General features: G+C 63.0%; 17 protein-coding genes. 8 read left to right on the plus strand and 9 right to left on the minus strand.

Features of this window, described 5'->3' with window-relative positions; translation table 11 throughout:
• Positions 1–19 precede the first annotated feature (19 nt).
• From trpS to ACRTG1_RS04915, 3 genes are all read left to right on the plus strand, one after another.
• Positions 20–1087 (plus strand): tryptophan--tRNA ligase, encoded by a 1068-nt coding sequence (gene trpS, locus ACRTG1_RS04905; RefSeq protein WP_206553572.1) that lies wholly within the window; start codon positions 20–22, stop codon positions 1085–1087.
• Positions 1088–1180: 93 nt separating this feature from the next.
• Positions 1181–1672 carry a universal stress protein gene (locus tag ACRTG1_RS04910; RefSeq protein WP_113153955.1) on the plus strand — a complete coding sequence of 164 codons (492 nt, stop codon included), beginning with the start codon at positions 1181–1183 and terminating at the stop codon, positions 1670–1672.
• A 206-nt stretch (positions 1673–1878) separates the two neighbouring features.
• The gene (locus ACRTG1_RS04915) at positions 1879–2451 is read left to right on the plus strand and encodes a NifU family protein (RefSeq protein WP_113153956.1); all 573 of its coding nucleotides are present in this window, start codon (positions 1879–1881) and stop codon (positions 2449–2451) included.
• A 97-nt stretch (positions 2452–2548) separates the two neighbouring features.
• Here ACRTG1_RS04915 and ACRTG1_RS04920 read toward each other — a convergent pair whose 3' ends face one another.
• A complete protein-coding gene (locus tag ACRTG1_RS04920; protein ID WP_113153957.1) occupies positions 2549–3172 on the minus strand; it encodes a L,D-transpeptidase in 624 nt (207 codons plus the stop codon).
• A gap of 212 nt (positions 3173–3384) precedes the next feature.
• Between ACRTG1_RS04920 and cueR the strand changes: the two genes are divergently transcribed.
• Positions 3385–3774: a Cu(I)-responsive transcriptional regulator gene (gene cueR / locus ACRTG1_RS04925; RefSeq protein WP_113153958.1), complete on the plus strand. Its 390-nt coding sequence runs from the start codon at positions 3385–3387 to the stop codon at positions 3772–3774.
• Positions 3775–3812: 38 nt separating this feature from the next.
• Positions 3813–4313, plus strand: coding sequence for an MmcB family DNA repair protein (locus ACRTG1_RS04930; protein ID WP_113153959.1), 501 nt, complete (start codon positions 3813–3815; stop codon positions 4311–4313).
• 3 nt (positions 4314–4316) lie between these two features.
• Here the strand turns inward: ACRTG1_RS04930 and ACRTG1_RS04935 are convergent, their stop codons facing one another.
• From ACRTG1_RS04935 to ACRTG1_RS04960, 6 genes are all read right to left on the minus strand, one after another.
• Entirely contained in the window at positions 4317–4934 is a 618-nt protein-coding gene (locus ACRTG1_RS04935) for a 2-hydroxychromene-2-carboxylate isomerase (RefSeq protein ID WP_432515835.1), read from the minus strand.
• Between the two features lie 53 nt (positions 4935–4987).
• Positions 4988–5542: a thioesterase family protein gene (locus ACRTG1_RS04940; protein ID WP_113153961.1), complete on the minus strand. Its 555-nt coding sequence runs from the start codon at positions 5540–5542 to the stop codon at positions 4988–4990.
• A gap of 219 nt (positions 5543–5761) precedes the next feature.
• On the minus strand, positions 5762–7981 hold the full coding sequence (locus ACRTG1_RS04945; protein WP_432515836.1) for a 3-hydroxyacyl-CoA dehydrogenase NAD-binding domain-containing protein: 2220 nt from the start codon (positions 7979–7981) through the stop codon (positions 5762–5764).
• 22 nt (positions 7982–8003) lie between these two features.
• Positions 8004–9212 carry an acetyl-CoA C-acetyltransferase gene (locus ACRTG1_RS04950; protein WP_297564251.1) on the minus strand — a complete coding sequence of 403 codons (1209 nt, stop codon included), beginning with the start codon at positions 9210–9212 and terminating at the stop codon, positions 8004–8006.
• 223 nt (positions 9213–9435) lie between these two features.
• On the minus strand, positions 9436–11232 hold the full coding sequence (locus ACRTG1_RS04955; RefSeq protein WP_432515837.1) for an acyl-CoA dehydrogenase C-terminal domain-containing protein: 1797 nt from the start codon (positions 11230–11232) through the stop codon (positions 9436–9438).
• Between the two features lie 190 nt (positions 11233–11422).
• On the minus strand, positions 11423–11938 hold the full coding sequence (locus ACRTG1_RS04960) for a MerR family transcriptional regulator (protein WP_432515838.1): 516 nt from the start codon (positions 11936–11938) through the stop codon (positions 11423–11425).
• Positions 11939–12367: 429 nt separating this feature from the next.
• Here ACRTG1_RS04960 and ACRTG1_RS04965 point away from each other — a divergent pair, with 429 nt between their 5' ends.
• The 3 genes from ACRTG1_RS04965 to ACRTG1_RS04975 all read left to right on the plus strand — a co-directional run bounded on the left by ACRTG1_RS04965 (position 12368) and on the right by ACRTG1_RS04975 (position 18044).
• The gene (locus ACRTG1_RS04965) at positions 12368–16123 is read left to right on the plus strand and encodes a peptidoglycan-binding protein (RefSeq protein ID WP_432515839.1); all 3756 of its coding nucleotides are present in this window, start codon (positions 12368–12370) and stop codon (positions 16121–16123) included.
• Positions 16124–16331: 208 nt separating this feature from the next.
• Positions 16332–17252, plus strand: coding sequence for a sulfite exporter TauE/SafE family protein (locus ACRTG1_RS04970; RefSeq protein WP_113156140.1), 921 nt, complete (start codon positions 16332–16334; stop codon positions 17250–17252).
• 3 nt (positions 17253–17255) lie between these two features.
• Positions 17256–18044, plus strand: a complete 789-nt coding sequence (locus ACRTG1_RS04975) for a TIGR02186 family protein (protein WP_432515840.1) — start codon at positions 17256–17258, stop codon at positions 18042–18044.
• A gap of 24 nt (positions 18045–18068) precedes the next feature.
• Here ACRTG1_RS04975 and pdeM read toward each other — a convergent pair whose 3' ends face one another.
• The gene (gene pdeM / locus ACRTG1_RS04980; RefSeq protein ID WP_432515841.1) at positions 18069–18776 is read right to left on the minus strand and encodes a ligase-associated DNA damage response endonuclease PdeM; all 708 of its coding nucleotides are present in this window, start codon (positions 18774–18776) and stop codon (positions 18069–18071) included.
• Complete coding sequence (locus ACRTG1_RS04985; protein WP_432515842.1) at positions 18773–21304, minus strand: ligase-associated DNA damage response DEXH box helicase; 2532 nt, start codon at positions 21302–21304, stop codon at positions 18773–18775. Before ACRTG1_RS04985 ends, pdeM begins: the two co-directional genes overlap by 4 nt.
• Positions 21305–21336: the final 32 nt, after the last annotated feature.

The following is a 21336-nucleotide window of genomic DNA, read 5'->3' on the forward strand; positions in this document are numbered from 1 at the left end:
AGGCATTCAGGAAAGATCCATGAGCGAATTCAAGGAGCTCGTCTTCTCCGGCGTTCAGCCGACGGGCAATCTTCACCTCGGCAACTATCTGGGCGCGCTGCAGAAGTTTGTGGCGTTGCAGGACAGTCATGAGTGCATCTATTGCGTCGTCGATCTGCACTCGCTGACCGCGACCATGGCGCATGCCGATCTGGCCGACCAGACGCGCTCGATCACCGCCGCCTTCCTGGCGAGCGGCATCGACCCGAAGAAGAACATCGTCTTCAACCAGAGCCAGGTGCTGCAGCACGCCGAACTCGCATGGATCTTCAACTGCGTTGCGCGCATCGGCTGGATGAACCGCATGACGCAGTTCAAGGACAAGGCCGGCAAGGACCGCGAGAACGCCTCGCTTGGTCTGCTCGCCTATCCGAGCCTCATGGCCGCTGACATTCTCGTCTACCGCGCCACCCACGTGCCGGTGGGCGACGACCAGAAGCAGCACCTTGAGCTGACGCGCGACATTGCGCAGAAATTCAACAACGACTTCTCCCAGCGCATTGCCGAGCTTGGCTATGGGGTCGAGATGGAAGTCGGCGAAGAGAAGGTGAACGGCTTTTTCCCGCTCACCGAGCCGCTTATCGAAGGCGCGATCACGCGGGTGATGAGCCTGCGCGACGGTTCCAAGAAGATGTCGAAGTCGGACCCGTCCGACCTGTCGCGCATCAACCTGACCGACGACTCCGACGCCATCGCCAAGAAGATCCGCAAGGCGAAGACGGACCCCGAGGCTCTGCCGTCCGAGGTCGACGGTCTGGCCGACCGTCCCGAGGCGCAAAACCTTGTCGGCATCTATGCCGCGCTGTCCGGCGTCTCCAAGGCCGATGTGCTGTCTGAGTTCGGCGGTCGCCAGTTCTCCGAGTTCAAGCCGGCTCTGGCCGAACTTGCCGTGGACAAACTCGCCCCCATCGCCGGCGAGATGCGCCGCATCCTGGCCGACCCGGCCTATATCGACGGCGTTCTGCGCGAGGGCGCGGGCCGGGCGCGCGAAAAGGCCGAGACGACCATGAAGATGGTGCGTGAAATCATCGGGCTCATCGACGGGTGAGCCCCTTTTACGCATCGTCTTGCCGAAACCCTTTCGCGATGGCAGATTGCGCGGAATGGGGCGGGGCACTCGCCTGCAACACAGGACGTGTGAATGGTCTCTAAGCGACTGATCCGCGAGGCAGGGCACCGCCGCAAGTTCCTTGCCATCATCGATGACACTCCGGAATGCGAACGGGCCGTGGCCTATGCGGCGCGGCGCGCCCAGGCCACCAGCGGCGCGCTCGTCCTTCTCTTCGTCATCGAGCCGGGCGATTTTCAGCACTGGCTCGGCGTCGAGCAGATCATGCGGGAAGAATCGACCGCGACGGCAAACGCCGCGCTCGACACCCACGCCACCAAGGTGCGCGAAACGGTCGGCATCGAGCCGGAACTGGTGGTGCGTGAAGGCGCATCGGCCGACGAGATCCACAAGCTGATCGAAGAGGATCAGGACATTGCGATCCTGGTTCTGGCCGCCGGCAGCTCCAAGGAAGGGCCGGGTCCGCTCGTCTCCTCCATCGCCGGGAAAACGGCCGCGTTCCCGATTCCCGTCACGGTCGTGCCGCAGAATCTGAGCGACGAGGAAATCGAAAGCCTGGCATAGGGGCGGGGCGCTTCCCATATGTGCTCCGGAGCGCCGGACCGAAAGCGGCCCCCGTTTTCGGCTGTTCCGATGCTTCCCCAGTGGTTCGGGTCGTCTTTTCTGCGTCGGCATGGCGCAGGGCGGTCTGGCCACATGCATGCTTGAATGCGGCAGGCTTTCTGCTTATTTTAGAATTATTCCAAGAAACGCCAGATCGGAAAGTTACAATGTTCATTCAGACCGAAGCGACTCCCAATCCCGCGACGCTGAAATTCCTGCCTGGCCGTGTTGTTCTTGAAGAAGGCACCGCCGATTTCCGTCAGGCGGAAACGGCCGCAGAGGCATCGCCTCTGGCAGAGCGCCTCTTTGCCGTGCCCGGCGTGACGGGCGTGTTCTACGGCTACGACTTCATCACGGTCACGAAGGAAGACGGTCCCGACTGGCAGCATCTGAAGCCGGCCATTCTCGGCACGATCATGGAGCATTTCATGTCCGGTCAGCCGGTCATGGCCACGGGCGGTCCGGGCCTGCCTGCCTCCGAGGATGGCGAGTTCTACGACGAGGCCGACGAGGCCATCGTCTCCACCATCAAGGAGCTTCTGGAGACGCGTGTGCGTCCGGCTGTGGCGCAGGATGGCGGCGACATCACCTTCCGCGGTTATGAGAAGGGCACGGTTTTCCTGCACATGAAAGGTGCCTGCGCCGGTTGTCCGTCTTCCACGGCGACGCTGAAGCACGGCATCCAGAACCTTCTGCACCACTTCGTGCCGGAAGTCCGGGAGGTCGAACAGGTCGTCTGACCTTGATCGATAAAAATCGAGATACGAAAAAACCGGGCTCTGAGGCCCGGTTTTTTTCAGGGTCGACCAAGGCCGACCCCTGTTGCTGAGACGGTTACTACCGCTTAACGATTACTTTAGCACCAATTTCGGTACGGTTGTAAAGGTCGATGATGTCCTGGTTCATCATTCTGATGCAGCCGGAAGACATTGCCTTGCCGATCGAGCGCCATTCCGGCGTGCCGTGCAGGCGATAGCCCGTGTCGCCGCTGCGGTTAAAGAGATAGAGCGCGCGCGCGCCAAGCGGGTTGGACAGGCCGGGCGGCATGCCGCCGCGCCATTTCGCCAGCTCGGGCTGACGGCCGATCATGGCTGCGGGCGGGGTCCAGGTGGGCCATTCGCGCTTCATCGCAACGCGCGCCGTTCCGGACCACTCAAAACCTTCGCGGCCAACGCCGATGCCGTAGCGCATGGCCTTGCCGTTTTCCTGCACCAGATAGAGGTACTTGTCCTTGGTATCGACGATGATCGTGCCGGGCTTTTCCTTCGTCTCGTAGGAGACGATCTGGCGATGATATTTTCGCGGAACCTGGCTGATCGGAATGCGCGGCAGCTGGTAGCCCGCATCCTTCACCGTACCGTAGTCGGAGGTGAACACCTTGAGAGGCCCACCCGTCGTGCACCCGGCAAGAGCGGTTGCAAGTCCCAGTGCCGCAGCCACGACGATTGATTTGAATCTCATATGTTCCCCCGGTCCCCCAATTTGTTAAGTGTGCCTGAATTGCGCCGCACTTTGACCATCATTCTTAAATTCCTGGTTAATGAAATGACAAGATTTGGATGCGTCTTACGTTGCGTAATCCCGTTATTGCCGCGTGATATTGCAAACGCGCAACACAATCCCCAGTTTCAGATGGCGGAATTCAGCAAGCGTGGAAGTTCAGGAGACGTGTCATGAACGTTGGCGAGGCGGCCCGTCGTTCGGGCCTACCAGCAAAGACGATTCGCTATTATGAAGAAATCGGCCTTGTTTCGCCGGCGCGGGCCGGAAACGGTTACCGCGATTACAGCGATGAAGACCTGCACTTCCTGACCTTTCTGAAGCGCGCGCGCGGTCTCGGCTTCGCCATCGAGGAATGCCGCCAGCTGATGACGCTTTACCGCGACAAGCACCGGGCGAGCCATGATGTGCGCGGCATCGCCATTTCCCATGTGGTGGCAATCGACGAGAAAATTGCGGAACTGCAGGCCATGCGCGCCACGCTGAGCAAACTCATCAATGCCTGCCATGGCGACAACCGGCCCGATTGTCCGATCCTGGACGATATTGCCGGGGCGCAGTGACGCTTCAAGCGGCTCACCGTTGATGGCATAATATTTCCATGCCGATCATTTCACCGATTCCCGTCAACCCGCTGGCCGATGGTCGCCAGTCGGAACGCGCCATGGTCATTCGCCGGGGCGTGCAGCGCCTGCTCATCACCATGGGCGCCGTTGTTCTGCCGGAGCTGACGCTCGCCACCGGCCGGCGCGCCGATCTCGTGGCGCTGACGAAGAAGGGCGACATCTGGATCATCGAGATCAAGTCGTCGGTGGAGGATTTTCGGGTGGACCGGAAATGGCCGGATTATCGCCTGCACTCCGACCGCTTCTTCTTCGCCACCCACCCGGAAGTGCCGGCGGAGATTTTTCCCGAGGAATGCGGTTTCATCCTGTCGGACGGTTATGGCGCGGAGATCCTGCGCGAGCCGGACGAGCACCGCCTTGCCGCCGCCACCCGCAAGGCGATGATGCTGCGCTTTGCGCGGGCGGGGGCGGCGCGTCTCACCGCTGCGGAACTTGCGGGCATCGACGTGCCGCTGGCCGAGGGTGAGACAGGCTGAGGCTTACGGCGTGATCGGCTGACGGCCTGTCGCAAGTGCATGGTCGAGATACTCGACGCGGTCCTGCCCGAAGAAGGCCTCGCCGTTCAGCACAAAGGTGGGCACGCCCACCGCGTCGGCCTCTACGGCGTCCCTGGTGTTCTGCGCGCGGATTTCGGCAATCGCCTCGCTTTGCGCCTTCTCCAGAATGGACGCGGCGTCGAACTTCTCCAGTTCCAGATATCTGGTCAGCGTGTCCGGGTCGGCAATGTTTTCCTCATTGGCCCACACGGCGGCGAAGACGCGCTCCATATAGCTCAGCGGGTCATGGCCCTCTGCCGCTAGTGCTGCGATCACACGGTCGGAAAGCTCCGGGTCGACGGGCCAGTGTTTGGGCGTCTTGTTGATCGGCAGGCCGCGAAAATCGGCGATGCGCTGGATCTCCACCAGCCGCTGGCGCTGGCGCACCGGGGGGCGCTTGGGCGGGGGAACTGCGCCGGAGATCTCCCAGACACCCATCAGGTTGATCGGCTTCACGCGCACATCCGCGCCATGCTTGGAAAGCACGGTGCGCAGAGCCTGGTGGCCGAGATAGGTGAAGGGCGAAGCGGAAGTGAAGTAATAGTCGACGGTCGCTGTCATCGATGTCTCCGGTGCATGTTGGTGGCCGGAGAGTAGCGATGCGGTCTGGCGACTTAAAGGTGTGAGGACAACACTTTTGCGCGAGCGCGCAGCCCCTGATGCGAGGCGATGAAGGCTTTCTCTTCCGCATTGGGCGCACGGGGCGCGCCATCGTGGCCGAGCGTGCGCATCAACTCGTCGACCGGCACGAAGCGTTTGCCGCGCTTGTCGTAGACCCCGCCCGTGGTCAGCACCATGGCGGCAACGCGCCCGTCATCCAGCACGAAACGGTGCTGGCCGATGATCTGCGTGTCTTCCCATGTTTCGATGGTGGAGACGACTTCGAAGCGCTGCCATAAGCGCACCTCGCGCACATAGGCCGTCTGGAGGCCGCCGAGCAAGGGAGCCCAGCCGCGCTTGCGGGCTGCGGCGACCAGCCCGCTGCGCAGGAAGATGTCGATCCGCCCCATATCCGCCAGCATCATGTAGCGGGCGTTGTTGAGGTGGATGTTCATGTCGATGTCGGTGGGCAGGCAGCGGAAGGAAAGCTTGCTCTCGTCGCCCAGCCGATAGACGCCCCGGCTCTTGCGTGTGGCGGCCACGCGAAGAAGACGCATCCAGACATACATGATTTTCTATCCCGGGGAGGTTGGCGTTGCGGTCGGTGCTTGTCCTAGAGCAATTCCAGGAAAAGCGGGAGCCGGTTTTCCGTCTGGAATTGCTCAAAAACGACAAATCAGAGCGCTTCAGGCGCTTTGGGGAAAACGCGATTTTTGGGTGTTGTCCTGTTCACCGTCCCGGATGCGGAAAGCGCCCGGGACGATGGTTTTCATTTCAGTCGGCGCGCCTCAGGCGGCCTTCTTCTCCGCCGCCTTTTCGGGCGCGAAGCGCTGGTAGAAAGTCTCGCCGCTCTCGGCCATGTCCAGAAGGAGTTTCGGAGCCTTGAACTGCTTGCCGTACTTCTTCTGCAGGCGCTTGGTCATGGCGACGAAGGCTTCTGCTCCCATCCCGTCGATATAGGAGAGGGCGCCGCCCGTGTAGGGCGCGAAGCCGAAGGCGAGAATGGAGCCGACATCCGCCTCGCGCGGATCGACGACAATGCCTTCTTCCATGATGCGGGCCGCTTCCAGCGCGATCGTGGCGAGGAAGCGCTCCTGCAATTCCTCGACGTCGATCTTGTCCGGGTTCTTCTGCGGATAGAGATCCTTCAGGCCGGCCCACAGATGCTTCTTCGCGGGCTTTGCCGGATAGTCATAGAAGCCCTTGCCATTCTTGCGGCCAAGGCGGCCATGCTTGTCGACCAGCGTGTCGATCAGCTCCATGTGGCGCGGATCGACGGCCTTGGGGCCAAGATCGCGCACGGTCTGCTTCATGATCTTCTGGGCGAGGTCGACAGCCGTCTCATCGGTGAGCGCAAGCGGGCCGACCGGCATGCCAGCCATCTTCGCCGCATTCTCGACCATCGGGGCGGGCACGCCTTCAATGACCATGGAGAAGGCCTCCTGCATGTAGCGCAGGACGCAGCGATTGACGTAGAAGCCGCGCGTGTCGTTCACCACGATGGGCGTCTTCTTGATGGCGCGCACATAGTCCATCGCCATGGCAAGCGCCTTGTCGCCGGTCTTCCTGCCCATGATGATCTCGACCAGCATCATCTTGTCGACGGGCGAGAAGAAGTGGATGCCGATGAAGTTCTTCGGGCGTTTGGAGTTTTTCGCCAGGCCGGAGATCGGAATGGTCGAGGTGTTGGAGGCGAACACGGCCGACGGCTTCAGAACGGCCTCGGCCTTCTCCGTCGCCGCCTTCTTGATCTCCGAATCCTCGAACACGGCCTCGATCACCAGATCGCAGCCTTCAAGCTCCGCATAATCCTCGCTCGGGGTGATGAGCGAGAGGAGCTTTTCCTTGTCCTCGGCGGTGGCGCGGCCGCGCTTGATGCTCTTGTCCATCAGCTCGGCGGAATGCGCCTTGCCCTTTTCAGCGGACGCCGTGTCGCGGTCGATCAGAACGACCGGAATGCCGGCCTTGGCCGTGACGAAGGCGATGCCCGCGCCCATGAAGCCCGCGCCGAGAACGCCGATCTTCCTGAACTTCCTGACCGGCACGTCGTCGGGGCGGCGCGCGCCCTTGTTGAGTTCCTGCAGCGAGACGAAGAGCGAGCGGATCATCATCTTCGCTTCGGTCGTCTGCATGATCTCGGTGAAATAGCGCTGCTCGATGGTCAGCGCCGTCTCGAAGGGCACCAGCATGCCCTCATAGACGCATTTCAGGATCGCGGCTGCTGCCGGGTAGTTGTTGTAGGTCTCGCGGCGCAGAATGGCGATTGCCGGCGGCCAGAGATTCGCGCCCGCCGCCGAGTAGACGGGGCCGCCGGGCAGTTTGAAGCCCTTCTCGTCCCATGGCTGAACCGGGCTGAGGCCGTCGAGGATCATCTTCTTCGCGGTCTCGACCAGTTTCTTCGGCGCGGCGATCTCGTGGATCAGACCCATGGCCTTCGCCTTCTGCGGCGTCAGCGTCTGGCCGGTGGTGAGCATTTGCAAGGCTTCCTGCGGCTTGGCCAGACGCGGCACGCGCTGGGTGCCGCCCGCGCCGGGGAAGATGCCCACTTTCACTTCCGGAAGCGCCATCTTCACTGCCGGGCTGTCGGCTGCGACACGGCCATGGCAGGCGAGCGACAGCTCGAACGCACCGCCCATGCAGGTACCGTTGATGGCCGAGACCCAGGGCTTGCCGGAGGTTTCAAGCTTGCGCCAGAGCCAGCCCATGCGGCCGGCATTGTCGAACAGCAGCTTGACCGCCTTCTTGCGGTCGTTTGCCTTTTCCTTCTCGAACAGGCCGAGCATCTTCTGCAGCATGGTCAGGTCCGCGCCGCCGGAGAAGGTCTCCTTGCCGGAGGTGATGACAGCGCCCTTGATCGCATCGCTGCCGGCAACGTGATCGATGATCGCATCCAGCTCGTTCATCACCTCTTCGGTGAAGACGTTCATGGAGCGGTCCGGCATGTCCCAGGTGACGAGCGCGACGCCGTCTGCGTCCACGTCAACGGTAAAGTTCTTGTAGTCGGTCATGGTCTGATCTCTCCCCGACAGCTCAAACGCGTTCGATGATGGTTGCGGTGCCCATGCCCGCGCCGATGCACAGCGTGACAAGCGCCGTATTCAGGTTGCGGCGCTCCAGCTCGTCGAGAACCGTGCCGAAGATCATCGCGCCGGTTGCGCCGAGCGGGTGGCCCATGGCGATTGCGCCGCCATTCACATTGATCCGCTCGTGGTCGATCTCGAAAGCCTGCATGTAGCGCAGCACCACCGAGGCAAAAGCCTCGTTCAGCTCGAACAGGTCGATGTCCGAAAGCTTCATCCGGGCTTTCTTGAGAAGCTTCTCCGTTACGTCGACCGGGCCGGTCAGCATGATCGCTGGCTCGGAGCCGATATTGGTGAAGGCGCGAATTTTTGCGCGCGGCTCCAGCCCCATGGACTTGCCGGCCTTGCGCGAACCGAGCAGCACTGCGGCCGCGCCATCGACGATGCCCGACGAATTGCCGGCGTGGTGGACGTGGTTGATGCTCTCAAGCTCCGGATAACGCTGCACGGCGACGGCGTCGAAACCACCCATTTCACCCGGCATCACGAAGGAGGGGTTGAGCTGGCCAAGCGCCTGCATGTCGGTGCCGGGGCGCATGTGCTCGTCGTGATCGAGAATGGTCAGGCCGTTCTGGTCTTCCACCGGGATCACGGATTTCTTGAAATAACCCTTGTCCCAGGAGTGCTTGGCGCGCTTCTGGCTTTCCACCGCATAGGCGTCCACGTCGTCGCGGGAAAAGCCGTATTTCGTGGCGATCAGGTCGGCAGACACGCCCTGCGGCATGAAATAGGAGGGAATGCCGACGGACGGGTCCATGAACCATGCGCCACCGGACATGCCCATGCCGACGCGCGACATGCTTTCCACGCCGCCGGCAATGACGATTTCGTCGGAGCCGCCGGCAATCTTGGCCGCGCCCAGATTGATTGCGTCGAGGCCCGACGCGCAGAAGCGCGAGATCTGTATGCCCGGAGCCGCGTTCGCGTAGCGCGCCTCGAAGGCAGCCGAGCGCGGGATCACGGAACCGGCTTCGCCGACCGGATCGACGCAGCCGAAAATGATGTCGTCCACTTTTGCGGTGTCGAGGCCGTTGCGGTCGCGCACGGCTTCAAGAACTTTTGCGCCAAGGCGCACGGCGGGCACCTCGTGCAGCGAACCGTCCTTCTTGCCGCGTCCGCGCGGCGTGCGCACGGCGTCATATACATAAGCGTCAGCCATATCGGTCTCCCTGCTTTATGGACCCAACGCGGGGTCGTGCAATTGGTTCAAAGAGGGCTGGCAATCGCCAGCCCCGGAATCTGTTCGGCGCTTCAGGTGCGCTGCGGGCCGGCGGGCCGGAGATGGTCAAAGTCGGGCTGCGGGTCTGACACGTCGCGCTTCCTCAGGGACCGGCTTGCACGCTGGCACGTGCAAGCTAGAACGGGTGTGGCCGTTACGCCAGTCAAAACGCCTCTTCCGGAAGCGCCATCATGGTGTCCGCACCGCTCGAAAGGCGCGCAAGATGCGCGGCGGTCTCGGGCATGACGCGCTCCATGAAGTAGCGTCCGGTGGTTATCTTGGCTTCGAGGAAGGCGGCGTCGCCATTTGCCCCGGCGGCAAGCTGCTCCTGCGCCGTCCTGACCATGCGGCCCCACATGTAGCCGAGCGCCACGAGGCCCATCAGGTGCATGTAGTCATGGGAGGCAGCGCCCGCATTGTCGGGCTTCTGAACGGCGTTCTGCATCAGCCAGAGTGATGCGGCCTGCAGATCGTTGAGGCCCTTCTTGAGCGCCTTGGTAAAGGGGGCCATGGTCTCGTCTTCGCGGTGCGCTTCGCAGAAATCGCCCACTTCCTTGAAGAAGGCCTGCACGGCGCGACCGCCATTGGCGGGCAGCTTGCGTCCCACGAGGTCGAGCGCCTGAATGCCGTTCGCGCCCTCATAGATCATGGCGATGCGGGCATCGCGCACGAACTGGCTCATGCCATGCTCTTCGATGTAGCCGTGGCCGCCAAACATCTGCTGCGCCATCACCGCATGCTCGAAACCCTTGTCGGTGAGCACGCCTTTCACCACCGGCGTCATCAGCGCCATGTGGTCGGACGCCGTCTCGCGTTCCTTGTCGTCTTCGGAGAGATGGGCGACATCGGATTTCAGCGCGGTCCAGAGGATCAGCGCGCGGCCGGCCTCGTTGAAGGCGCGGATGGTCATCAGGTTGCGGCGCACATCCGGGTGAACGATGATCGGATCGGCCTTCTTCTCCGGCGCTTTCGGTCCGGTCAGCGCGCGGCCCTGCAGGCGCTCGCGGGCATATTCGACCGCGCCCTGATAAGCGGCTTCGCCGATGGCATGGCCTTGCAGGCCGACGCCAAGGCGCGCCTCGTTCATCATCGTGAACATGGCTTTCAGGCCGCCATTCTCCTCCCCCAGAAGATAGCCGGTGGCTTCGTCATAATTCATGACGCAGGTGGCGTTGCCGTGGATGCCCATCTTCTCTTCGATTGCCCCGCAGGAAACGGCATTGCCATCGCCCAGCGCGCCTTCGTCATCGACCATCACCTTCGGCACGATGAAGAGCGAGATGCCCTTCACGCCCGCCGGCGCGCCCTCAATGCGTGCAAGCACCAGATGGATGATGTTCTCGGCCATGTCGTGCTCGCCGGCCGAGATGAAGATCTTCTGGCCGGAAATCCGGTAGCTGCCGTCGCCGTTCGGCACGGCCTTGGAGTTCAGAAGGCCGAGATCGGTGCCGCAATGGGGCTCCGTCAGGTTCATGGTGCCGGTCCAGGTGCCTTCCACCATTTTCGGCAGCCATTTCTGCTTCTGCTCATCGGTGCCATGCGCGAGGATCGCGGCGATGGCGCCCTGTGTGAGGCCCGGATACATCATCAGCGCCATATTGGCCGAGACGAGGTACTCGCTCACCGCCGTGTGCACCGTGTAGGGCAGGCCCTGGCCGCCATATTCCGTCGGCACGGAAAGGCCAAGCCAGCCGCCTTCGCAATACTGACGATAGGCGCCGTCGAAGCCCTTGGGCGTCGTCACCGAACCATCGGCATGACGGGTGCAGCCTTCCATGTCGCCGATGCGGTTGAGCGGCTGTATGACGTTCTCAGCCAGTTTCGCGCCTTCGCTGAGAATCGCCTCGACAATGTCGGGCGAGGCGTCGGCGAAGCCCGGCAGATTGTCGTGATTGCCATAGCCCAGAACATCGTTCAGCACGAACAGCGTGTCGCGCACGGGCGCCTGATAGGTTGGCATGAGAATCCTCCAGCTCTCGTAACAAAGGCGCGAAGAGGCCATTCGCGCAGCGTTACAGTCGCTCTAACAAATTTTGACGTTTGCGTAAACGTCAAAAACGACGCAGCGCACGACAAGACCCCGCGCGGTGCGTGTCCGCGCGGGGTCTTGTGATGAACCGGAAGGAAAGAGGGGTAGCTGGCGGAGGTGGTCAGCCTGCGTCGCGCAGGGGCGATGCACCGTCCAGGCGGGTCGAGACCTCGCCGATCAGGGTCTTCAGCTCGGAGATCGCGTCATCGATGGAAGCGCGCTGCTTCTCGAGCCGGACCATCTGGCGTTCGGACTTCTTCAGAACGAGCTGAAGCTGCTTCACGTTTCCGCCATCCGGCTCGTGCATGTCGAGCACTTCCTTGATGTCGTTCAGCGAGAAGCCGATCTTCCGACCGAGCAGGATATGCTGCAGGCGCAGCTTGTCCGTGCGGGAATAAAGACGGGTCGTGCCGGCGCGCTCGGGCTGCAAAAGCCCCTTGTCTTCATAAAAGCGCAGGGCGCGCAGGGTTACGCCAAACTCCCGAGCCATCTCGCCGATGCGGGTGTATTCTCCGGCGTGTTCTCCGGCGTGTTCTCCGGCGTGTTCTCCGGCGTGTTCCGGGGCATGCTCTGGGGACTGTTCAGGAAAATCATTTCCCTCGGCCGTCTTTTCGACTGCCACTGCAATGTTCGTCATGATCACTGTTCCGTACTGATGTGCGCTCCGGCGGGGGGACCGGGATGGGCATGTCTGACGTTGAGTTTTCGCCAGTGGCAAAATTGTGCCGCCCAGACACGCTCTAAAGGGCGCGCTTATGCGGTGCAGAATGCGGCATTACAAGGGCCGCAGCGCAAAATGTGATCGGCTTGCCAACAATCTTTTTACGGGATTCCTCACCGAAGACTTAACCTTCGGTAAGGATTGTTAACTCCGTGTTTACCACGATCAGCGAAATGTGAACCGTCAGCACACGGTGCTTGTTTGCATTCGCTTCGAGGTCCGCTGCTGACCGTGGGTGTCTTAACAGTGTTTGTTTTCTGCCTTCCGGCATTTCAAGGCTGAAAGTCCCGCGTGGCAAGAAATCTCGACGGCCAACCGGTACACGGTGGAGAGGCGGGCGTTCCGATGAACAATAAGCGTTCCTATCTGGAAAATATCAATGCCGGTCGCCGGCGGCGGCCCGGGACAGATGCGTCGCTTGACGAGATCAGTCGGACGCTGGACCACCTGGAAAACCGCCTTGGAAAAGCGACCGGGCGTTTCGACCAGCAGGTGGACGAAAATGACGTCGCCCGGCGAATTCAGGAACTGTCGGAGACGGTCTCGCATTCCTATGTGCGACCGGCTGGCCGCATGCCCGCGCCCCGGCAGGAGCCGGCTTCGCGCGCCTCGCTCGAACACGCGGCGCATGAGCTTGAGCGCTCCCGCCGTCAGGAACGCGAGTTCAATTCGATCGGCAACATTGCCGAAGAACTCAAGACGCTGCGCAGGGATCTGCGCGACGTGATGCGTTCGGGCATCAGCGACGAGTTCGGCGCGCTACGCAAGGAGCTGGCAGGCATCATGGCCTCCGTTCCCAACAGCGCGCTCAGCAGCGAGCTGGTTGTCGAATTCGAACGCCTGTCCAACGCCATTGCCCATCTCGCCGAGCGCGGTGACGACAGAAACGTCAAGATGCTGCGGCTCGAGATGGAAGAGCTGAAGTCTTCCATTTCCAGTCTCGCGCGTGAAGAAACGCTGCGCGCCGTGGATCAGCGCTGGGATGCTTTCGACGACAGGTGGAGCGCATTCGAAGACCGCGTTTCCAGCGATCTGAGCCGCAGCGGCCCCGCCATCGACATGCTGCACCAGCGGATCGAGCAGATCGCGCATGCGGTGAACAGCCTGCCGGAATCGCTGTCGCTTCAGTCTCTGGAAGATCGTGTCCGCACGCTCGCAGGCGCGCTGGATCAGCTTCTTGAGCGCAAGCAGCAGGACAATCCCGAACTCTATGCCGCCATCGATGAGCGGCTTGACGAGATCAGCCGCGCGATTGCTGCGACCATGCCGAAGACACAGGCTGCTTCGTTCGACCCGCAGCCCTTCGAGCGCATTGAGGCGCGCATCTCTTCGCTGGCAAATCAGGTGGGCGAGCTTCTGAACGAGCGCCCGGGTGGCGAGGCTGTCGGGCATCTCAGCGAGCAGATGTATTCGCTGTCGCAGCGCGTGGACGAAATCGCTGCGCGTATCGACATGCCGGAGCAGACGGTTGAGCGGTTGGCCAGCCAGATTGCCGGTATCGCGCACAAGCTGGACAACGCACCGGAGCCGCAGATCCCCGAGCACATGCTGCGCGGCATTGAAGACCGGTTCGCGCATCTCTCGCAGATGATCGAACAGCGCCATGGCGACGCCGCGGAGCAGGGTCGGTCACTGGTTCACGATCTCGAGCATCGGCTGCAGGACATTGCCGCCCGCATCGACGAGCGCAGCAGCAGCGAGCCCATGCGCAACGAGGCCGATCTCATGGCGACCATCGACGCCCGGTTCAACGAACTGGCGGCGCGGCTCGACACGAGCACACGTGAAGCGCCGGGCAACGAGGCTCTGCGCGCCCTCGAGATGCGGCTTGATGACATTTCCGGTCGCCTGCAGACGTCTTCGTCGCAGGTATCGTCCATCGATCCGGAGGTGATCCACAATCTCGAGGCGCAGGTGCGCAGCCTCTCCGAACATTTCTCCCGCCCGACGGCGGACCTGCCGGAGTTCGAGGATCTTGGGCCCCGCCTGGAGAACATCGAACGCTCCATTCAGGAAAACCGCGCTTCGGTGGTCGAAGCCGCACGGCAGGCAGCCGAGCAGGCAATCGGCGCGCTGGGCGACACGCAGAATTTCGACAGCAATTTCGACCGTGAACTGCGCGAAGAACTGAAGGCGCTCGAAGCGCTGACCCGCAAGTCCGACGAGCGCAACACCAAGACGTTCGGCGCGATCCATGACACGCTGCTCAAGATCGTGGACCGGCTTGGCGCTGTCGAAGGAACTGCTGGCGAGGGCGTGGCTGTGCAGGCAGAGCCGGCAAAAATTCCGGTCGCTGCCGCTCCTTCCATCGATCCCGGCAATGACGTGTCTCCGGTTTCTGCACGCGCTGCGGAAGAGGCGATGCCGAAGCGCTCGCCCGCCGAAGCGGCAGCCGCCGCCGCGCGCGCTGCGCTGGACGAGGATGCGCAGGAAACGGAAAAGGCCCCCGGCAAATCATCGCTTCTGGGCGGGCTGACGCGCGCTCTTGGAAACCGTCGCGACCGTCAGCAGCGCGACGAGCCCCGGAATGAGGTCGAGAACGAGGCGCCCGCCGAACTGGACGCCAGCCTTGAAGCCATCGATCTGGATGACGACCGTATCAACGAGCCGCTGGAACCGGGTTCCGGCGCGCCGGACCTGAATGCGATCCTGCGTCGTGTTCGTGACGAAAAGAAAGCGACCGTCCGTCCGGAAACGGATGATGCGGCCAAGTCGGATTTCATCGCGGCGGCGCGCCGTGCGGCGCAGGCGGCTGCGGCCGAGGCCGAGATCCTGAAAAAGCGTCAGGGCGATGCTGCGGAAGATACCGGCGGCTTCGGGATCAAACGTTTTCTGAAGCGGAGCAAGAAGCCTCTGGTGGTGATGCTCGGCGCGGGCATCGTCGCGGCGGGCGGCTATCAGGTCGGAAAGACCTATCTTGCGAATTCCACCGCCATTCCGACGCAGATGACCAATGAGACCACCAGCGCAGAGCCTGCGCCGGTGATGGCGCAGGCCGAGCCTGCCCCGGTCGAGCGCAAGGTGCGCGTGCTGGATGAAGAACCGGCCAGGGTTGCTGCTGCCGAAGAGCAGGCAACGGATGGCGTCGTCGACACGCTGGCCTCCATGCCCGAAATGGACGCGCCGCTGGAAGAGCCGGTTGGCAAGTTTGAGGAAACCCTGACGGGCAACGAGACCGTCAGCATTCCGGAAGATGTTGCCCCTGAAGCACCCAAGCCCATTTCGCTGGACACGGTTCCGGTGGATGCCGGTCCGGTGCCGCTTCGCGAGGCCGCAGCCGAGGGCGACCCCAAGGCGCTGTTCGAGATCGGCAGCCGCTACGCGGAAGGTCGTGGCACGCAGGCCGATCTGGCGAAGGCCGCTGAATGGTACACCAAGGCAGCCGAAGCAGGTTTTGCGCCGGCTCAGTATCGACTGGGCGACCTCTACCAGAAGGGCAATGGCGTGGACCGTGACGCCGCCAAGGCGAAGATGTGGTTCCAGCTTGCAGCCCAGCAGGGCAATGCCAGCGCCATGCACAATCTCGGTGTGCTGTTCGCCATGGGTGCGGATGGCCCGGCCGACAACAAGTCCGCCGCCCGCTGGTTCATAGAAGCTGCCGAGCATGGCGTGAAGGACAGCCAGTTCAATCTGGGCATCCTTTCGGCCAAGGGCATGGGCATGCAGCAGGACCTGACGGAAGCCTACAAATGGTTCGCCATCGTCGCCCAGGGCGGTGACAGGGATGCAGCCGCCAAGCGCGACGAAATCGCCGCTGCGCTGTCGCCCGAGCAGCTGAAACAGGCAGAAAACAAGACGGCGCTCTGGAAGGTCAAGAAGATCGATCCGGCGGTCAATCTGGTCGATATTCCGGAATCCTGGCGTGAAAGCCGCGAGCTCACGGCGAGCGTCGACATGACCAAGGCGATCACCAACATCCAGCTTATCCTGAACAAGGAAGGCTTTGATGCGGGGACGCCTGACGGCATCATGGGCGCCAAGACCAAGGCTGCGATCACGCAGTTCCAGAAGGCCAATGGCCTGAACCCGACGGGGCAGGTCGATGAGGCGCTGGTGCGTGCCCTTCTGGAGAAGAATGAAGCGGCTGTAAGCGCTCAGTAAGCTGTCGCGGCATCGTTTGCCGGCAGGTTGATGTGTGTCCCGGAAGACGCACGTCATCTTTGTGTGGCAAGCCGTTCAAACTTTTCCGGTTTCTGCCACCTCCCGGTTTGACTTCGCGGGCGGTAGGGCGCAGAACGGAAGCACGCATTAATGCTTCCACACCTCGTCCGGCGCCGCTGCCGGGCAAACAATTATTCGGGTGCCGCGGGTGGGTATTTATCTCCCAATCGCCGAAATGTCCGTCAACGTTTTCGTGCTGCTTGCCATGGGCGGCGCGGTGGGCTTTCTGTCCGGCATGTTCGGGGTTGGCGGCGGGTTTCTTATCACGCCGCTCTTGATCTTCTACAACATCCCGCCTGCGATCGCTGTCGCCACCGGCGCCAATCAGGTGATTGCGTCGTCCTTCTCGGGCGCGCTGGCGCATTTCAAGCGCAAGTCTCTTGATGTCAAACTGGGCACTGTCCTGCTCGCCGGCGGCATTGTCGGCGCGTCCATCGGCGCGTTCGTGTTCGCCTATCTGCGCCGGCTGGGCCAGCTCGATCTCATCGTTTCGCTGCTCTATGTGGTGTTTCTGGGCGTCGTTGGCGGCCTGATGCTGATGGAGAGCGTGCGCGCCATCCGGCGTTCGCGCGGTGGCCAGACGGCCACGCTCAGAAAGCCCGGCCAGCACAACTGGATTCACCGTCTGCCGCTCAAGATGCGTTTTCGCGCGTCGAAGCTGTTTGTCAGCGTCATTCCCGTGGTGGTGCTTGGTGCGTTCATTGGCTTCCTGGCGTCGATCATGGGTGTCGGCGGCGGGTTCATCATGGTGCCGGCGCTGATCTATCTGCTCAAAGTGCCGACCAATGTCGTGATCGGCACATCCCTGTTCCAGATCATCTTCGTGGCGGCCTTCACCACCATCATTCACTCCACAGCGAACCAGAGCGTCGATGTCGTGCTTGCCTTCCTGCTGATGGTCGGCGGCGTGGCCGGTGCACAATATGGCGCGCGGGTGGGGCAGCGTCTGCGCGGCGAGCAACTGCGTGCGCTTCTGGCGCTTCTGGTTCTGGCGGTGGCGCTGCGTCTCGGCTTCGACCTGTTCGTGCAGCCGGAGAGTGTCTACAGCCTGTCCACGGGAGCGATGTGAGCCATGCGCGCGCGTTTCCTGGCAGCCGCCACCTCGCTTCTTCTGCTCCTGCCGGCCCTGCCGGTGCGGGCGCAGGACGAAATCCCCGAGAACATCCAGATCGGCCTTTCCACCGATCAGGTGTCGATCACGTCCGATTTCAGCGGTGCGGAGTTGACCATTTTCGGCGCGCTCGACAATGCCGACCCGCTGGTGGCGCGGCAGGGGCGTTACGATGTCGTGGTGGTTCTGGAAGGGCCGCCGCGCGCCGTCACGGTGCGCAAGAAGACACGCGTGCTGGGCATGTGGATCAACACGGAATCGGTCATCTTCCGCGATGTGCCGGAATCCTATTCCATGGCGCTCACCCGCGCGCCGCAGGACATCAGCACGCCCGACGGATACAAGAGGCTCGCGCTGGGTGCGGAAAATCTGCACTTCCAGCCGCTCAAGGCCGATGGCGATCCGAAAACCATCGAGGAGTTCACCGAGGCGCTGCTTCAGCGCAAGGAGGCGCTCGGGCTCTACTCGACGCAGACCGGCGGCGTGCGCTTCCTCTCGCAAAGCCTGTTCCGCGCGTCCCTCAAGCTGGCCCCCAATGTGGCCGTCGGCACGCACAGGGCGCGCGCCTATCTGTTCCGCAACAGCGTGTTCCTGCGCGAGACATCGGCCCAGCTCACCATCCGAAAGGCTGGGCTTGAGCAGCGGCTTTACGAATTCGCCCATCAGAACAGCCTGATCTACGGCATCGCCGCCGTGCTGATCGCCATCATCACCGGCTGGCTGGGACGGATCATCTTCCGCAAGGACTGAGCGCGCGCGCTCCGGCGCTGTGCTTCAGCGCAGCATGCTGCCTGCGATGGCGTAAATGCCCTGCCGGCCCAGCATGTAGGCGGCCAGCCGCTCGCGCGCGAACAGGCCGTCAAAAGGACGGTCGAGCACGTTCAGCGAACCGGTCAGGCTGCCGAATGCGGGCATAATAAGCCGGCTACCGTCCGAGGCGAAGCAGGCGCGCCGCACCGAGCGGCCGCGGCGCACGATGCGCGCGCCGGGATGCAGATGCCCGGCGATCTCGCCACGGGCACTTCCCTTTGCCGGCTCATGACGGAAGATCAGCCCGTCAATGGCGATCTCCTGCGCGCAGTGGCCGGGAAGGTCCGGCGGCGGGGCAGGGTCGTGGTTGCCGGCGATCCAGTGCCAGTCGCGCGCGCCGATGAGTTCGACCAGCCGCGTGCGGAAAGGCCCGGGCATGTGCGCCGCGCCGTGATCGTCGTGAAAACTGTCGCCAAGGCTGATGACGATCTCTGGATCGTAGTCGGCTAACGTTGTTGCCAGCCGCTTCAGTGTGGCGGCGGTGTCATAGGGCGGCAGCATGCGCCCGCGCCGGGCGTAGGCCGCGCCCTTCTCAAGATGCAGGTCGGAGACGACCATGAGGCTCATTTCCGGGAAGAACAGCACGCCGCGCCAGTCGCACACGGCCTCGTGTCCGGCGATGCGGATCGTCAGCGCGGTGCTTGTCCCGGTTGCGGGTGCAAGGCTGTTCATGCCTCAAGAGCCTCCTGCATCAATTCCTCGCCGGAAAGCCGTGAGGCTTCGCCTAGCAGCGCCTCATTGGCGTCGCCGGCCACGGCCTCCTTGCCGATCTCGAGCATGATGGGCACGGCCAGCGGTGAAATGCGACTGAGAGATTTATGCACGATTCGACCCCGAATGCGCGACAGCATCTCCCCCAGTCTCCTGACATCAAGCAGGCCCTGCGCGGCGTCTGCCCAGGTGGCCTGCATCAGAATGTGGTCAGGCTCATGAGCCCGCAAAACGTCGTAAATGAGGTCGGCGGAAACGGTCACCTGCCGGCCGGTCTTCTCCTGTCCGGGGTGGCGCTTTTCGACCAGTCCCGAGATCAGCGCGCAATTGCGGAAGGTGCGCTTCAAAAGCCAGCTGTCGGCGATCCATGCTTCCAGATCGTCGCCCAGCATGTCCTCGTCCATGAGCGCGGCGAGGCTCAGCCGTCCGTCCTTCAGCATGGCGGCCATGTCGTTCAGGCCCCACACGGCGATGGCGTAATCATTGGCGACGAAGCCGAGCGGGTGTGCGCCTGCCCGCTCCAGCCGGCGGGTCAGAAGCATGCCAAGCGTCTGGTGCGCGAGCCGCCCCTCGAACGGGTAGAGCACCATGTAGAAGCGCTCGCCGCGCGGAAAGGTCTCCACCAGAAGGTCTTCGCGGCGCGGCAGGATCGACTTGTCGCGCTGGATGGAAAGCCATTCGGCCACCTGTTCGGGCAGCGCCTTCCAGCGCTTCGGGTCGGCCAGCATGGCCCGCACTTCGGACGCCAGATAGGTGGAGAGCGGAAACTTGCCGCCGGCGTAATAGGGCACTTTTGCATCCTCGCCGCCGCCCGCCGAGACGAGGCACTCATTCTCGCGAATGCCTTCGAAGCGCAGCACCCGGCCCGAGAAAAGGAAGGTGTCGCCATGCGTGAGCGTTTCGAGGAAATATTCCTCCACCTTGCCCAGCACCGGTCCGCCGCGCGAGGCGTTGCCCCGGCCGCGCCTGACCATGCGGATGTTGAGCATGGGGGATTCCACGATGGTGCCGACATTCAGCCGGTATTGCTGGGCGATGCGCGGATTGGCGATGCGCCACAGCCCGTCTTTCGTCTTGCGGATGCGGGCGTAGCGCTCATAGGTCTTGAGCGCGTAGCCGCCGGTTGCCACGAAATCCACGATGCGGTCGAAGGTTGCCCGGTCGAGCGCGGCATAGGGGGCTGCACTCGCCACTTCGCCATAAAGCACGTCGGCGTCGAAGGGGGCGGCGCAGGCCGAGCCCAGAACGTGCTGCGCCAGCACGTCGAGCGCGCCTTCCACCAGTGGCGGCGTGTCCTGCGCACCCAGATAGTTCGCCTCAAGGGCGGCGCGGCACTCCATCACCTCGAAACGGTTTGCCGGCACGAGAATGGCGCGGCTCGGTTCGTCCATGCGGTGGTTGGAGCGGCCGATGCGCTGCGCCAGCCGGCTCGCCCCCTTTGGCGCGCCCACATGCACGACCAGATCCACGTCGCCCCAGTCGATGCCGAGGTCGAGCGTCGACGTGGCGACGATGGCCCGCAGACTGTTGGTCTCCATCGCCTTTTCCACCTTGCGCCGCTGGCCGACATCGAGCGAGCCGTGGTGCAGAGCAATGGGCAGATTGTCATCGTTGGCGCGCCACAATTCGCGGAACAGAAGCTCCGCCTGACTGCGCGTGTTGACGAAGAGCAGCGTGGTGCGGTGGGCCCTGATCGCCTCATAGACCTTCGGAATGGCGTAGAGCGCGGAGTGCCCGGCCCAGGGCACGCGCTCCTCCGTCTCCAGAATGGTGATGTGCGGCTTTGCGCCACCCGACACGGTCACGATATCGGACAGGGCGCGGGCCGCATCCTGCGGCACGAGCCACCGGCGCAGCTCATCGGGCTCGGCCACCGTCGCGGAAAGACCGATGGTCTGAAGCTCCGGCCGCATCCGGCGCAGTCTCGCCAGCGCCAGCGAAAGCAGATGCCCGCGCTTGGAAATCACCAGCGAGTGCAATTCGTCGAACACCACGAAACGCAAATCCGAGAAGAACCTGTCCGCATCGGGCGAGGCGATCAGAAGGGCGAGCTGTTCGGGCGTGGTGAGCAGAATGTCGGGCGGGGCGTGTTTCTGCCGCTGGCGCTTGTGGGTGGGTGTGTCGCCAGTGCGCGTCTCCATCGTTACCGGCAGCTCCATCTCGGCCACAGGCATGTTCAGATTGCGCTGAATGTCGACGGCGAGCGCCTTGAGCGGCGAGATGTAGAGCGTGTGCACGCCACGCCGCGCTGCGCCGGGTTTGCGCTTCGGCCGCGCCGCGAGATCGGTGAGGGTGGGCAGAAAGCCGGCCAGCGTCTTGCCCGCACCGGTGGGGGCGATCAGCAGTGCGGAGCGACCGGCCTGCGTGCGCGCCAGAAGTTCGAGCTGATGCGCGCGGGGCTGCCACCCGCGCGTGGCGAACCACGCGCTGAAGGGCGCTGGCAGAAACGGGGCGGCAATGCCGTCGATGGGGTGCGTCCGGTGTTCCAAGATAAACTAGAACTAAACCAGAACAGAGAAAG

The organism is Nitratireductor sp. PBL-C9, assembly GCF_050877045.1.
Lineage (GTDB): Bacteria > Pseudomonadota > Alphaproteobacteria > Rhizobiales > Rhizobiaceae > Nitratireductor > Nitratireductor aquimarinus.

Excerpts from the sequence above, each read along its gene's own strand:
- trpS (WP_206553572.1), top strand. The coding sequence starts at position 20 with ATGAGCGAATTCAAGGAGCTCGTCTTCTCCGGCGTTCAGCCGACGGGC.
- ACRTG1_RS04910 (WP_113153955.1), top strand. The coding sequence starts at position 1,181 with ATGGTCTCTAAGCGACTGATCCGCGAGGCAGGGCACCGCCGCAAGTTC.
- ACRTG1_RS04915 (WP_113153956.1), top strand. The coding sequence starts at position 1,879 with ATGTTCATTCAGACCGAAGCGACTCCCAATCCCGCGACGCTGAAATTC.
- ACRTG1_RS04920 (WP_113153957.1), bottom strand. The coding sequence starts at position 3,172 with ATGAGATTCAAATCAATCGTCGTGGCTGCGGCACTGGGACTTGCAACC.
- cueR (WP_113153958.1), top strand. The coding sequence starts at position 3,385 with ATGAACGTTGGCGAGGCGGCCCGTCGTTCGGGCCTACCAGCAAAGACG.
- ACRTG1_RS04930 (WP_113153959.1), top strand. The coding sequence starts at position 3,813 with ATGCCGATCATTTCACCGATTCCCGTCAACCCGCTGGCCGATGGTCGC.
- ACRTG1_RS04935 (WP_432515835.1), bottom strand. The coding sequence starts at position 4,934 with ATGACAGCGACCGTCGACTATTACTTCACTTCCGCTTCGCCCTTCACC.
- ACRTG1_RS04940 (WP_113153961.1), bottom strand. The coding sequence starts at position 5,542 with ATGTATGTCTGGATGCGTCTTCTTCGCGTGGCCGCCACACGCAAGAGC.
- ACRTG1_RS04945 (WP_432515836.1), bottom strand. The coding sequence starts at position 7,981 with ATGACCGACTACAAGAACTTTACCGTTGACGTGGACGCAGACGGCGTC.
- ACRTG1_RS04950 (WP_297564251.1), bottom strand. The coding sequence starts at position 9,212 with ATGGCTGACGCTTATGTATATGACGCCGTGCGCACGCCGCGCGGACGC.
- ACRTG1_RS04955 (WP_432515837.1), bottom strand. The coding sequence starts at position 11,232 with ATGCCAACCTATCAGGCGCCCGTGCGCGACACGCTGTTCGTGCTGAAC.
- ACRTG1_RS04960 (WP_432515838.1), bottom strand. The coding sequence starts at position 11,938 with ATGACGAACATTGCAGTGGCAGTCGAAAAGACGGCCGAGGGAAATGAT.
- ACRTG1_RS04965 (WP_432515839.1), top strand. The coding sequence starts at position 12,368 with ATGAACAATAAGCGTTCCTATCTGGAAAATATCAATGCCGGTCGCCGG.
- ACRTG1_RS04975 (WP_432515840.1), top strand. The coding sequence starts at position 17,256 with ATGCGCGCGCGTTTCCTGGCAGCCGCCACCTCGCTTCTTCTGCTCCTG.
- pdeM (WP_432515841.1), bottom strand. The coding sequence starts at position 18,776 with ATGAACAGCCTTGCACCCGCAACCGGGACAAGCACCGCGCTGACGATC.